Source organism: Geotalea sp. SG265 (assembly GCF_022808985.1).
GTDB lineage: Bacteria > Desulfobacterota > Desulfuromonadia > Geobacterales > Geobacteraceae > Geotalea.
In genome coordinates this window covers 201,714-215,220 of record NZ_JAKZFT010000005.1, presented here as the reverse complement: position 1 = coordinate 215,220, position 13,507 = coordinate 201,714, and the positions used below count along the sequence as shown (strand labels likewise).

At 59.1% G+C, this 13,507-nt stretch carries 9 protein-coding genes, 1 tRNA gene and 1 other RNA gene; 3 read left to right on the top strand and 8 right to left on the bottom strand.

Annotated features, from left to right (window positions below):
* Window positions 1–42 precede the first annotated feature (42 nt).
* From ML541_RS08280 to pcrA, 8 genes are all read right to left on the bottom strand, one after another.
* The gene (locus tag ML541_RS08280) at window positions 43–213 is read right to left on the bottom strand and encodes a hypothetical protein (protein ID WP_243372237.1); all 171 of its coding nucleotides are present in this window, start codon (window positions 211–213) and stop codon (window positions 43–45) included.
* A gap of 638 nt (window positions 214–851) precedes the next feature.
* On the bottom strand, window positions 852–1,238 hold the full coding sequence (locus ML541_RS08275; RefSeq protein ID WP_243372235.1) for a YbgC/FadM family acyl-CoA thioesterase: 387 nt from the start codon (window positions 1,236–1,238) through the stop codon (window positions 852–854).
* A gap of 2 nt (window positions 1,239–1,240) precedes the next feature.
* Window positions 1,241–4,420: a bifunctional [glutamate--ammonia ligase]-adenylyl-L-tyrosine phosphorylase/[glutamate--ammonia-ligase] adenylyltransferase gene (glnE, locus tag ML541_RS08270; RefSeq protein ID WP_243372233.1), complete on the bottom strand. Its 3,180-nt coding sequence runs from the start codon at window positions 4,418–4,420 to the stop codon at window positions 1,241–1,243.
* Window positions 4,417–5,457, bottom strand: a complete 1,041-nt coding sequence (gene mtnA / locus ML541_RS08265) for an S-methyl-5-thioribose-1-phosphate isomerase (RefSeq protein WP_243372231.1) — start codon at window positions 5,455–5,457, stop codon at window positions 4,417–4,419. The genes glnE and mtnA overlap by 4 nt, the downstream gene beginning before the upstream one ends.
* A 225-nt stretch (window positions 5,458–5,682) precedes the next feature.
* On the bottom strand, window positions 5,683–7,122 hold the full coding sequence (gene gatB, locus ML541_RS08260; protein WP_243372229.1) for an Asp-tRNA(Asn)/Glu-tRNA(Gln) amidotransferase subunit GatB: 1,440 nt from the start codon (window positions 7,120–7,122) through the stop codon (window positions 5,683–5,685).
* Between the two features lie 21 nt (window positions 7,123–7,143).
* Window positions 7,144–8,601, bottom strand: coding sequence for an Asp-tRNA(Asn)/Glu-tRNA(Gln) amidotransferase subunit GatA (gene gatA, locus ML541_RS08255; RefSeq protein WP_243372228.1), 1,458 nt, complete (start codon window positions 8,599–8,601; stop codon window positions 7,144–7,146).
* Window positions 8,602–8,654: 53 nt separating this feature from the next.
* The gene (gene gatC / locus ML541_RS08250; protein ID WP_243372226.1) at window positions 8,655–8,942 is read right to left on the bottom strand and encodes an Asp-tRNA(Asn)/Glu-tRNA(Gln) amidotransferase subunit GatC; all 288 of its coding nucleotides are present in this window, start codon (window positions 8,940–8,942) and stop codon (window positions 8,655–8,657) included.
* 135 nt (window positions 8,943–9,077) lie between these two features.
* Window positions 9,078–11,315, bottom strand: coding sequence for a DNA helicase PcrA (gene pcrA / locus ML541_RS08245; RefSeq protein WP_243372224.1), 2,238 nt, complete (start codon window positions 11,313–11,315; stop codon window positions 9,078–9,080).
* Between the two features lie 168 nt (window positions 11,316–11,483).
* On the opposite strand from pcrA, the gene ML541_RS08240 reads away from it, so the two are divergent.
* The 3 genes from ML541_RS08240 (at window position 11,484) to dnaX (ending at window position 13,505) form a co-directional block, all read left to right on the top strand.
* Window positions 11,484–11,574, top strand: a tRNA-Ser gene (locus tag ML541_RS08240).
* A gap of 59 nt (window positions 11,575–11,633) precedes the next feature.
* Window positions 11,634–11,732: signal recognition particle sRNA small type (ffs, locus tag ML541_RS08235), an RNA gene on the top strand.
* Window positions 11,733–11,816: 84 nt separating this feature from the next.
* Window positions 11,817–13,505, top strand: a complete 1,689-nt coding sequence (gene dnaX, locus ML541_RS08230; protein ID WP_243372223.1) for a DNA polymerase III subunit gamma/tau — start codon at window positions 11,817–11,819, stop codon at window positions 13,503–13,505.
* Window positions 13,506–13,507 lie beyond the last annotated feature (2 nt).

The following is a 13,507-nucleotide window of genomic DNA, read 5'->3' as shown; positions in this document are numbered from 1 at the left end:
TCCCTGATGTAACAGGTGCTTTGGGTTTACTGCTTTTTGTCACTAGCGCTTCTTGAGGACCACTCCGTCTGAAAAGCCTTCGCTTAAATTCTCAAATTTCAAGTTCACATGCTCCGCAAGCTCGTACTTCTGTTCCATCTCAACTCCCGCCGCCTCCACCGCCACCCGCGCCGCAGCCGTGTAAAGCTGCTCATTTACCAGCCTCTTGCACACGAGGTTATACGACGCCCTCTGGACCCGGAAGATGGGGAAACTCGGGCATGCATCTCAGACCGGCGAGCGAGGCTCGCAGTGCTGAAGAATGGCCACTCAGCCCACGAACGGGAGTGCTGTCAGCTGCTCAAATCGCGTTTTCCTTTGTAATTTCCGATCCTTTGAATTTCCCGCATCTTAGCCGCAGATGGGGTTAATTGCAACACTACCGGAAAATAAAGAGGTGAGGAATCATCGTTATCTGATCGTCACCCGTCCAATGCCTTTGCCATCTCGGTCTTTGACCGTGAACGTAACAATGCATCCTTCTTCAGGGTCTTAAAGTCTCGATTCAAATCTATCCGCAATGCCTCGAAATATGCGGACGAGTTCAGGAACGGAACCGTCCAGGAATGGTTCTGAATCCAATGGAATGCAACAATAGCCTCCACGACTCATCTTTTTTGGCTTCCCTCCAAATGCCTCTGCCTGCTGTCACCGAAAGCGAGGACTTTGAGTTATAAGTTCCCCCTGCATTAAATCTAACACCTGCGACAAAAAAAGTCGCACCACAGGCAGACGTATATGAAAAGAGCCGCTGAATCAGCGAACAAGCTGACGTAGCGGCTCTTTTTTCAAAATTTATAGATTCTTCAGAGCTATTCCCCCGTAAGCACCTGGACCAAGTCGGCAGGCAGGCGTTTCGCCTTCATGCCGGGGCCGACACAGGCCAATTTCACGATTCCGGAAACCAGCAGCGCATCGTCTACTGTCCGGATCACCTGTTGCCCCAGGACGAAGGAGCTTTTCCCCACTTCCAGGACTTCCGTTTCCACCCGGAGGAGGTCGTCATGCCTGGCCGGCGCTCGGAAATCCATCTCAATGTGCACCACGGGAAAGATGCAGCCCCGCTCGTGGAGTTCCCGCACCGATAAGCCCTTGCGGCGAAGAAACTCGGTCCTTGCCCGTTCGAAATAGTGCAGATAGTTGGCATGGTAAACCACGCCTCCCACATCGGTATCTTCGTAGTAAACCCGTACTTCCATGGCTATTCCCCTTCCTTGACAAAAACCCGGTCGTAGACATGGCGAATGGCACTGGTATTCTGTTCGTAATCGTGCATCAGAGCTTCTCCCGGATGCTTCAGCTGCGGATCGTAGCCCAGACGACGGGCCAGCTTGTCCAGGTATTTGGTTGGCCCCCCCAGATCATTCATGGAGTAGTCATGGATAATGCGCAAGCGGTTTTCCAGGCGGCGAAGAAACTTATAGCCGCTCTGGAGCACGGCAAAATCCTCTTCGGAGAGCAGCCCACAGGCCCGCATCCCCTTCATGGCCACCAGTGTATTTGTGGTGCGGATCTCCGGGCAGACCACCCCGTTCTTCAGCTGGAAGTACTGGATGATGAACTCGATATCGACAATGCCACCGCGGCCGGTCTTGATGTTGTAACTACCCTCCGATTCCTTAGCCAGTTCGTTCTCCATGCGCATGCGCAGGCGGTGGATCTCCCTGCGCACTTCGTCGCCGCAGCCAACGCCGTAAACCGCCTGATCGACCACTTCTTCGATCCTGGCCTTGAGTGGCCCGATGCCGAAGGCGACCCGGGCACGGGTAAGAGCCTGGCGCTCCCAGATCTGGGCATCTTCCCGGTGATAATTGACGAACGAATCGAGGGAAGTGACCAGGGGGCCGGCATTCCCCGAAGGGCGGAGCCTGGTGTCGATCTTGTAGACGTACCCTTCCCGGGTCTGGGTGGTAAGGATGAGGATGATTTTCTGGGCCAGCTTGGCGAAATACTCGTGGTTGGTGATCTGTTTTTCCCCGTCGGTCATCCCCTGGTGATCGTAGATATAGATCACGTCCAGGTCGGAATGGTAATTGAGCTCGTTCCCTCCCAACTTGCCCATGGCCAGGACAGCAAAATGGGCTTGGCTTATGCTGCCGTCCTCGCCGGTGTATGTGGGACGGCCGAAACGCTGCAGCTCCTGCTTGGCTATCCTGCAGGCAGCCACCAGGCAGACATCGGCCAGGCTCGTGAGCTGCACGGCGATTTCCGTCTGCCCCATCTTGCCGTAAATATCGTTGAGCCCGATGCGGAGAAACTCCTCATGGCGATAGCGGCGCAAGGTGTCCAGTTTTTCCTCGAAATCCTCGGCCTGCTCCAGGAGCGCGGCCAGTTCCGTTTCCATCACAGCGGCATCTTTGACAGATGCGGCGTAGCTGCGGGAAACCATGCTGTCCAGTAGCTCCGGGTGGCTGATAAAGATCTTCGACAGGAATTCGGACATGCCGAAGAGGGAGACCATCAGCTTGAGAATCTCACGGTTCTCTGCCAAAAGGGCGAAGAAGGTTGAGCGGGAACCGACGGCACAGAGGAAGCGCTCAAGATTGGTCATGGCCATGTCCGGGTCGGGGGAGACGAAGATCTCCTGCAAAAGGAGCGGCGCGATGTTCTCCAGCATCCTCCTGCCCCGCTCGGTGAGATGGGCGCGAGGTGGGCCGTCCCGGAGCATGAGCAGGTTCTCGTAGGCGACATCGACATTTTCGAAGCGGCGCTCCGCCAGCATGTCCTTGAGCAGATCGGGATCGGCCTTGCGGTCGAAGAAGAAGTAGACCTCCGGCTGTACCTCTTCCTTGAGCCGTTCGTCCCGGGAAAGGAAGAGGGCGCCGTAAATGGCGGAGACCCGGCTGCGGTGGGATTCCAGCACCTCGCTGAACTTGGCAAGCCCGTTTTGCCGCAGATAGCCGCAGCGCCTTGCCAGGGCACGCATCTCATCGTCCTTGCGGGGCAGGCTGTGGGTCTGGCGCTCCTGGACTACCTGGATGCGGTGCTCGACGAAGCGCAGGAATCGGTAGGCTTCGCAGAGGTCGGCGCAATCCTCGGGGGTGATGATGCGCGCATCCCGCAGCGTCTCCAGGGCCTGCAGGGAGTTTTTTACCCGCAGGGCAGGGTTTTTCCCCGCATAGACCAGCTGCAGCGCCTGAATGAAGAATTCGATCTCCCGGATGCCACCCCGGCCGAGCTTGATGTTGTACTCACCTTCCTGGGCTTTGGCCAATGAAGCGTCGATCTTTTTCTTCATGGCCATCATGTCTTCGATGAGGTTGTAATCCAGGTATTTTCGGTGAATAAAGGGCTGGATCGTGGCGAGGAACTTCTCCCCCAGTTCGAGGGAGCCGGCCACCGGCCTGGCCTTGAGCATGGCGGCCCGTTCCCACGACTGTCCCCAGGATTCGTAGTAGATCTCCGCCGACCTGAGGGAGGTGGCAACATCGCCGCTTTTCCCCTCGGGGCGCAGCCCCAGATCCACGCGGAAGACGAAACCGTCTTCAGTCACCTGGGAGACCGCCTTGGTAACCATCTCCGCCAGCTTGACGAAATAGGCATGCAGGGAGATCTTGCCACTGGGCTGCCCTATGCCATCGGCAATGCCGCTCGTTTCGCCGTGGTCGGAGGAGTAAAAATAGATGATGTCGATGTCGGAGGAGAAGTTGAGCTCCCGGCCGCCGAACTTGCCCATGCCGATTATAGTCAGGTCCGCTTCCGCCTCTCCTTCCGACGTATCCATGAAGGGCACCCCATGTTCAGCGATCAGCTGGCGGCGGGCCGCCTCGTAGGCAACCTGCAGGCAGGCAGCGGCCAGGGCGGAAAGCTCGGCGGTAACCTCTTCCAGGGGTGCCATGCCGTTGAGGTCACGGGCGGCAATACGCAGGATCTCGGCAAGCTTGAAGCGGCGCAGCAGCGGAAAAATGTCAAGCCAAGTGGTGTTGGGGTTGACCTGCCCGCGAAGGGCGTCGAGCATCTGCGCCTCGGACCGGCGGGTCTCGATTTCCTTGCTGAGGAAGAGCCCGTGGAAATAGACAGGGTCACGGCAGATGATGTTGGTAAGAAAGGGGGAGGAACCGCAGAGGATGAGCAGTCGCGCCAGCATGGCCTTCTTTCCGCAGACGGCGAGCAATTCTTCCTTGGCAACGACGCAGCTGACCCGTTCCAGGTTGTTGAGGGCCATGTCGGGGGTGGGGGTGGCCAGGGCTCCAGAGGCTATGGCGGTGAGGGTTTCCGTATCGAAGATATAGGCGAGAAGGCGGAGATTGGTCGCCGAGCGGGGTCCATACTCGTACCCTTTCTTTTCCAGAAAGGCAATGAGAAGCCTGTCCCCGTCGCATTCCGGGTCGCCGGCGAGGGTGGCCTGGAATTCCTCGGCAAACTCTGCGTTGCGGTTCATTGCCCCACCAGCGCCTTAAGTTCCTTCTCGTAATCGCCCCGCACTACCCCTTTCTCGGTGATGATGCCGGCAATGTACCGGGCAGGGGTCACGTCGAAGGCGGGGTTACGCACCTTGACACCCTCCGGTGCCACAGGCAGGCCCTGCAGGTGGGTCACCTCACTGGCATGACGCTCTTCGATGGGGATGTCGTCGCCGCTTTTGATGGAAAGATCCAGGGTTGAGACCGGGGCGGCTACATAGAAGGGAATCTTGTTTTCTTTGGCCAGGACGGCAACGGAGTAAGTGCCGATTTTGTTGGCGGTATCGCCGTTGGCGGCAATGCGATCGGCGCCGACGACGCAGGCAGTGATCGCCCCTTTTTTCATGAAATAACCGGCCATGTTGTCTGAGATAAGGGTTACTGGAATGCCGTCCTTCATCAGTTCCCAGGCGGTCAGCCGGGCACCCTGAAGCCAGGGACGCGTCTCGTCGGCAAAGACCTGAATGTTCTTTCCCGCCTCATGGGCAGCACGGATCACCCCCAGGGCCGTTCCGTAGCCGGCCGTGGCCAGCCCCCCGGCATTGCAGTGGGTGAGTACGGTTGCCCCTTCCCTGATGAGCTGCCCACCATGGCGGCCGATTGCCCTGCAGATCTCCAGGTCTTCCTGCTCAATGCGGATCGCCTCGGCCTTGAGGGTCTCCCGGATGAACTGCAGGTCACGGTCCCGGTTGGCTTCCGCCACCCGCTTCATCCGCTCGATGGCCCAGAAGAGATTGACAGCGGTGGGGCGGGTGCGGGCCAGAACGTCGCAGACGTTGGCAAGCTGCCGCGAGAAGGATTCATAGGTATCGGCGATGATGTCCCGGGCACCCAGCGCCACCCCCATGGCTGCAGCAACACCGATGGCGGGCGCCCCGCGGATGATCATTCCGCGAATCGCCTCGGCAACTCCCTGGAAGTCCTCGTATTCGTTATAGACCTCTTCACCCGGCAGCCGGGTCTGGTCGATCATCACCACCTTGTTGTCGCGCCATTCTATTGTTCTGAAAGACATCCTTTTCTTTCCTCTACATGCGAAATTGCCGAAAGCCTGTCGTGGCTTCGGGAGTGAGTGACCGAGCTGCAGCGGCGAGCGGACACCCGCCGGAAGTAGCAATCACCACCTCTGCCGGCTCCTTATACTCAGAGTATTAATCCTGAGACCTGCAAGGTCCGCAGCTGTAGCGACCGAACGAACGGACGAAGTCACGACAGGCGCCCTCTCCAGCTATGGCAGGATTTATCCCTGCAATTTCTTCAACAGCAGTTCATTGACCACCGCAGGGTTGGCCTTCCCCTTGGACGCGCGCATCACCTGGCCGACAAAAAAGCCAAAGAGCTTGTCCTTGCCGCTTCTGTATTCCGCCACCTGTCCCGCTTCCCTGGCCAGCACCTCGTTGATGATCCGCTCGATCTCACCCGTGTCAGAGACCTGCACCAGCCCCTTCTCTTCCACGACCTTGGCCGGTGGTTTGCCGGTCCGCCACATCTCGTCGAAGACGGTCTTGGCAATCTTGCCGGAAATGGTACCCTTGTCGATCAGCTGCAGCAGCTCGGCGAGCAGTTGCGGCGTCACCGGCGCCTCGGCAATGGGGCGATTCTCTTCGTTGAGCGCCCGAGTCACCTCTCCCATTACCCAGTTGGCCACCAGTTTCGGCTGGGAGTGGAACTCCAGGCAGGCCTCGAAATAGGCAGCCAATTCCCGGGTGGCGGTCAGGACCTCGGCATCGTAGGCGGGCAAACCCAGTTCCTCCATGTAACGGCGCCGTTTTGCCTCGGGAAGTTCAGGCAGGCCGAGGCGCACATCCTCCACCCAGTCGTCGCTGATGACCAGGGGCACCAGATCAGGATCGGGGAAGTAGCGGTAGTCGTGGGCCTCCTCCTTGCCGCGCATGGAGCGGGTCACGCCGGTGTTGGGATCGAAAAGACGGGTCTCCTGAACGATGGTGCCGCCATCCTCAATGACCTCGATCTGCCGCTCGATTTCATAATCGATGGCCTGTTTGACGAATTTGAAGGAGTTGACGTTCTTGGTTTCGGTGCGGGTACCGAATTTGTCGGCGCCGACCTTCATCACCGAGACGTTGGCATCACAGCGGAAGCTCCCTTCCTCCATGTTGCCGTCGCTGATCCCCAGGTAGACGACTATCTGGTGCAGCTTCTTCAGATAGGCAACCGCCTCGTCCGCAGAACGCAGGTCCGGTTCGGAAACGATCTCCAAAAGCGGCGTGCAGGCCCGGTTCAAATCGACACAGGAATCATCCCCCACCCCCGGCACATCGCTATGGACCAGCTTGCCGGCATCTTCCTCCATATGGATGCGGGTGATGCCGATTTTCTTCACCGTGCCGTCCACCTCGATGTCCAGGTGACCGGTGCTGCAGATGGGAAGCTCGTACTGGCTGATCTGGTATCCCTTGGGCAGATCGGGATAGAAGTAGTTTTTTCTGGCGAATATGGAGCGCGGCGCAATCTCGCAATTGGTGGCAAGCCCCGCCTTGATGGCATGCTCCACCACCTGGCGGTTCAGGACCGGCAGCGCCCCCGGCATCCCAAGGCAGACCGGGCAGGTCTGGGAGTTGGGCTCGGCGCCGAACCTGGTGGAACAGCCGCAGAAGATCTTGGTATTGGTGTTCAGTTGGACGTGGACTTCGAGTCCGATGACAGCTCTGTATTCCATGGGGTTCTCCGTTGAGAATAATTACAGGGACGCCTTTCGGGTATGCCAGTCGGTGTTCTGCTCGAAGGCATGGGCGGCACGGAGGATGCTCTCCTCGCCGAAAGGCTTGCCGATCAGCTGCAGCCCGATAGGCAGACCGCTGCTGCTCAGGCCTGCCGGCACCGAGATGCCGCAGGTCCCGGCCAGGTTGACCGGAATGGTGAAAATATCGGAGAGATACATCTGCAAGGGATCGCTGGTCTTCTCACCGATCTTGAAGGCAGGGGTCGGTGCCACCGGCGTCAGCAGCACGTCCACCGTCTCGAAGGCCTTGATGAAGTCGTGCATGATCAGGGTGCGCACCTTCTGCGCCTTCAGGTAATAGGCGTCGTAGTAGCCTGAAGAAAGGGCATAGGTGCCGAGCATGATGCGCCGCTTCACCTCCTGACCGAAACCTTCGGCGCGGCTTTTCCGGTACATGTCCAGAAGGCTTTGGGCTGCTTCGCTGCGGTGGCCGAAGCGGGCGCCGTCGTAACGGGCCAGGTTGGAGCTGGCTTCGGCGGTGGCCACCAGGTAATAGGTGGCGACGGCATAATCGGTGTGCGGAAGGGAGACCTCAGCGAACTCGGCCCCCATTTTTTTGTAGATTGCAATGGCCTCGTCCATGGTCTTCTGCACGTCGGGATCGAGCCCCTGGATGAAATATTCCCTGGGCAAGCCGATCTTCAACCCCTTGACCTCGCCGGTCAGCGCCTTGGTATAGGCAGGGACCGGCAACTCGACGCTGGTGGAATCCTTGGCGTCATAGCCCGCGACCGCCTCCAGCATGATGGCACAGTCAGTAACGTCGCGGGTCAACGGCCCGACCTGATCCAAAGAGGAGGCATAGGCGATGACCCCGTAGCGGGAAACCCTGCCGTAGGTGGGCTTGAGGCCGACACAGCCGCAGTGGGAGGCGGGCTGGCGGATGGAGCCCCCCGTATCGGTGCCGAGGGTTGCGGTTGCTTCCTGGGCGGCGATGGCCGCAGCCGAGCCCCCGGAGGAGCCCCCGGGGATGCAGTCAAGGTTCCACGGATTGCTTGTCTTGCCGAAATAGCTGGATTCGGTGGAAGAGCCCATGGCGAACTCGTCCTGGTTCAGTTTGCCGACCATAACCGCGCCACGGGCCTTGAGCCGGGCAACACTGGTGGCATCATAGGGGGGGATGAAGTTTTCCAGGATGCGGGAGGCGCAGGTGGTGCGGATCCCCCTGGTGAGGAAGATGTCCTTGAGGGCAACGGGAATGCCGGTCAGAGTGGCCATGTCGCCTGCGGCAATCCGCCGGTCGGCTTCCTCGGCATCCTTCAGCGCCTGTTCTGCGGTCACCGTGATGAAGGCGTTCACCTTCGGCTCGACCGCCTCGATCCGCGCCAGCAGCGCCTTGGTCGCCTCAACCGAGGATACTTCCTTTTTCTTCAGCTTATCGTGCAACTCGTGGATGGTCAGTTCGAAAAGTTCCATATCTGCTCCGGAATATATTGCATTCAATGGGGCCGTTGGGGCTTAAGAAGTGGTCACTCGATCACTTTCGGCACGCGGAAGAAGCTCTCCGCCCGCTTCGGCGCATTGGCCAGGGCGTTGTCGATGCCGATGGAATCCCGTACCTCGTCGGCACGGAAGGCGTTTTCCATGGGCACGGCATGGGCGGTCGGCACGATGCCGTCGGTGTTCAGCTCGTTCAGTTTATCCACATAGGCAAGGATGGCATCCATCTGGCCGGTGAATGTTTCCGCCTCCGCGTCGGTCAGTTCCAGGCGGGCCAACAGGGCGACCTTCTCCACCTGATCTTTGGTGATTTTCATTTTTCTCTCCCAACAGGTAATGGGCAAAAGCATGTTTTTGTACCATGAACAGGGGCAAATGGCAAGCCAAGGGGAATCGCATGTAACCTCAAACTAGAACTCCGAACGTCGAACCTAGAACCTAGAACATGCCTGTTAAGCCCGCTCCAGCCCTGCAAAGCGGACCAGCAGTTTCTTCGGCCCAACGGAATCGAACCAGACGATGACCTTCTGGTCGTTGCCGCTTCCCTCCATGCGGCGGATCGTGCCGATGCCGAACTTGCCGTGGCGCACCCTCATTCCCAGCCAGACGCCCTCCACCGTCTCGTCTGGCACTACCTGCACCTCGTTGGGGAGTTCCGGCTCCAGCTCCATCTCGAAGACCGACGCCAGGTTGTGGGTCGGCCTTTGTGCCGCCGGCTCGGGGCGCGGCGTTGTCCCAAAACCGGCGCCGAAACCGAAGGCGGACTGCCCGTAGCCTTCTTCCTCCATATCCAGTAGTTCCTTGGGAATGTCGGCAAGAAACCGGCTGGGGGGATTGTACTGTTCCTGGCCAAAGATCCGCCGCCGACGGGCATTGGTCAGGAAGAGCCGCTCCCGTGCCCTGGTCATCCCTACATAGCAGAGGCGCCGCTCTTCCTCCATCTGTTCCGGATCATCAAGGGAGCGGGCATGGGGAAAGAGCTTCTCTTCCATGCCGATCATGAAGACCATGGGGAATTCCAGGCCTTTTGCCGAGTGGAGCGTCATCAGCGTTGCCGATTCGCTCCCTTTTCCTTCCTCCTCCAGGTCCGAGATCAGTGCCACCTGTTCGAGGAACGCCGCCAGGGTCCGCTCTTCGCTGCGCCGCTCGAATTCCTCCAAAGCCGACAAAAGTTCCTCCAGGTTGGCCAGGCGGTCCTGGGCCTCTTCGGTACGCTCCTCTTTGAGCTTCATTGCATAGCCGGTTTCCTGGATAATTCGGGAGGTGAGCTCGGTGAGCGGCACGGCGTCCATCAACTGCCGGAACTGCTCCAAAAGTGTCACAAAACCGGCGATCTTGCCCCGTGGCCCTGCCGCCAGAAGCCCACCCTCGGCAGCTTCGGCCAGGGCCTCATAGAGGAGAATCCCCTTGCGCCGGGCCAGTTCGGTGATCTTTTCCATGGTGGCGTGGCCAATCCCCCGGGCCGGGGTGTTGACGATCCGTTTCAGGGAGACCTCGTCGGCGGGGTTGATCAACACCCGCAGGTAGGCGAGAATGTCCTTGATCTCCTGGCGGGCGTAGAAGCGCATGCCGCCGACCATGTGGTAGGGAATGCCATCGGCAACCATGGCATCCTCCATAACCCTGGACTGGGCATTGGCACGGTAGAAAACCGCCACACCGGCCAGATCTCCCCCCTTGCGCACATACTGCTCGATTTGCCGGCAGACGAAGCGCGCCTCGTCCCGTTCGTCCGCAAGCCGCCGGTAGACCACCGGCTCGCCGGGAGGGTTCTCCGTCCAGAGTGTTTTCGCCTTGCGGCCGCGATTCTTCGCCACGACCGCCCCGGCTGCGGAAAGGATGGTGCTGGTGGAGCGGTAATTCTGCTCCAGCTTCACCACCGTCACCCCGGGGAAGTCGTCCTCGAAATCGAGGATGTTGCGGATGTCAGCCCCCCGCCAGCGGTAGATGGACTGGTCGTCGTCCCCCACCACGCAGAGGTTCTGCCACCGGCCTGCCAGGAGCTTCACCAGCCGGTACTGGATCGGGTTGGTGTCCTGGTACTCGTCCACCAGGATCCAGCGGTAACGGTCCTGGTAGTGGGCGAGCACCTGGGGATATTCCTCGAAAAGCCTGACGGTCAGCATGACCAGGTCGCCGAAATCCAGGGCATTGCACTGCTGCAGCCTTTTCTGGTAGGCGGCATAGACCTGGGCGATCTTGTCAGCCACGTAGTCCCCGGCGGGCAGGTCCTCGGGCGAGCGGCCGGCATTCTTGCAGTCATCGATGGCTGCGGTAAACAGTTTGGCCGGAAAACGTTTTTCATCCAGGTGCAGCTCGGCGACGAGCTCTTTGATCAGTTTTTCCGCATCCTTATCGTCATAAATGGCAAAGCTGGCATCATAGCCCAGATGATGGATCTCCCGGCGCAGGATTCGGGCGCAGGCCGAATGGAAGGTGGAAATGAGCGGCACCTCTCCCCCATGGAGCAGCCGCTCCACCCTGGTGCGCATCTCCGCAGCAGCCTTGTTGGTAAAGGTCACCGCAAGGATCTGCCAGGGCGGGACCCCTCGATCGGTGATGAGATGGGCGATGCGGTGGACGATGACCCGTGTTTTTCCGGAACCGGCCCCGGCCAGGATCAGGAGCGGTCCCTCGCCGTGGAGCACCGCCTCCTTCTGGGGAGGGTTGAGATTGTGCAGCAGATTCATAAGGATCCAGTCAAGATGGTGATAAATAGCCGCCGAAATCGTAAATTTTTTGCTGGCTTAAATCAAGCTATTCTTCCTCCATCCATCGCTGCCAATGGACATCTCGGCTTCTCACCAAGAAAACTCTTTACAAGACACAGCATGATATACTAGGATTACGATTTCCGCGGAGAGATGTCCGAGAGGTTGAAGGAGCACGCCTGGAAAGCGTGTGTACGTTAATAGCGTACCGAGGGTTCGAATCCCTCTCTCTCCGCCAGATAAAAACTCCAAAACTGGCGTACCCGCTCGCTTATGCCCTTTGCGGGCACAACTGATAGCTGGGCCCCTCGCAACGGGAGGTTATGAACCCCGTCAGGTCCGGAAGGAAGCAGCGGCAGTAACTCAACCCGTGTGCCGCGGGATCGCCCAGCTATCAGTTGTGTCCGCAATATCCCCGCATGTTCCCCTCCCGGAAAAAATTAACCTTAACCGTGGCCAAAAGTAAGAGGTAATACCCTTTTGTCATATCTCGTATTGGCACGAAAATGGCGGCCCCAGACCTTCAGCGACCTGATCGGCCAGGAGCATGTCAGTCGCACCCTGCAGAACGCCATCGATACCGGCAGGATTGCCCATGCCTTTCTCTTTACCGGCGCCCGTGGCGTAGGCAAGACCAGCTCGGCCCGCATCCTCGCCAAAGCCCTTAACTGCGAACAGGGGCTGACAACAGAACCCTGCAACAACTGCCCCTCCTGCACCGAGATCACCGAAGGCAATTCGGTCGATGTCTTCGAAATCGATGGTGCATCCAATACGGGGGTTGACGATATCCGCGAGCTGCGCGACAACGTCAAGTATCTCCCCTCCAAGAGCCGCTATAAGATATTCATCATCGATGAAGTGCACATGCTGACCAACAACGCCTTCAATGCCCTGTTGAAGACGCTGGAGGAGCCACCGGCCCATGTGAAGTTCATCTTCGCCACCACCGAGCCCCATAAACTGCCGATCACCATTCTTTCACGCTGCCAGAGGTTCGACTTCAAGCGTATCCCCTTACAGAAGGTGGTTGACCGGCTGCGCTACATTGTTGATCAGGAAAAGGTAGTCATCAGCAACGAGTCCCTGGCTATCGTCGCCCGCAAAGGTGACGGCAGCATGCGCGATTCCCTCTCCACTCTCGATCAGGTGCTGGCATTCTGCGGCGAAAACGTTGCCGATGACGACGTGGCCAGCCTCCTCGGCGTGGTGGACCGGCGCCTTCTCCTGGAAGCGTCCCGGGCGGTCTTCTCCCGTGACAATCAGACAGTGCTGGAGATCGTCAAGCAGGTGGATTCCTTCGGCTACAGCATGCGCCAGTTCTGCCAGGAGTTGATTGATCACTTCCGCAATCTGACCATCCTGCGCGCCATCGACAATGCTGCGGAGATCCTCGATCTTTCAGAAGCGGAGTGCAGCGAGCTGAAGAGCATCGCTGCCACCGTATCCACCAATGATCTGCAACGCCACCTGACCATCCTGCTCAAGGCCGAAAGCGAGATGGCCCACTCCAACTTCGGTCGGCTGGTTCTGGAAATGGCCCTACTGAAAATGGCGGCGCTGGCCCCGGTCATCCCGGTGAACGAGATCCTCGACCGCCTCAAGGCATTGGAATCGGGCACCCCGCTTCCTGCCGTCGCCTCTTCCGCGCCGGTATGGGAAAAATCTGCGCCGGCACAGGCGCCACCTGCTGCCGCCCGCACCGCACCACCGGCGAAAACATCTTCCCCCCCGCCGCCGGCTGCCGAGCGGGCACCGTCGCCCCCCCCCGATTCAACCTGGGCCGGATTTGTCACCTTCGTCAAGGGAAAGAAACCGGTTTTGGCCACATTCCTGGAGGTTGGCCGACCGCTCGCTGTATCGGGAAAAGTGCTGGAAATAGGCTATGCCGAAGGCTCCTTCGAACTGAGCAAGATGCAGGACCCCGATTCCCAGGGGGAGCTGAAGACGCTCTCCCATGCCTATTTCGGTTCACAGCCTGCCATCCGCTTCAAGTCCCTTTCAGGAGAAGCATCCGACGCGCCACCGTCCCTGCAGGAAAAAAAAAGCCTTGAGGACGCCAAACGAAAGCAGCAATTGAGGGAAAAGGCGCTGGAACATCCGGCAATTCATGCCGCCCTGGAAGTTTTCGGCGGTGAGGTCGGCGAAGTAGTCGAGGTGAATAAATAACT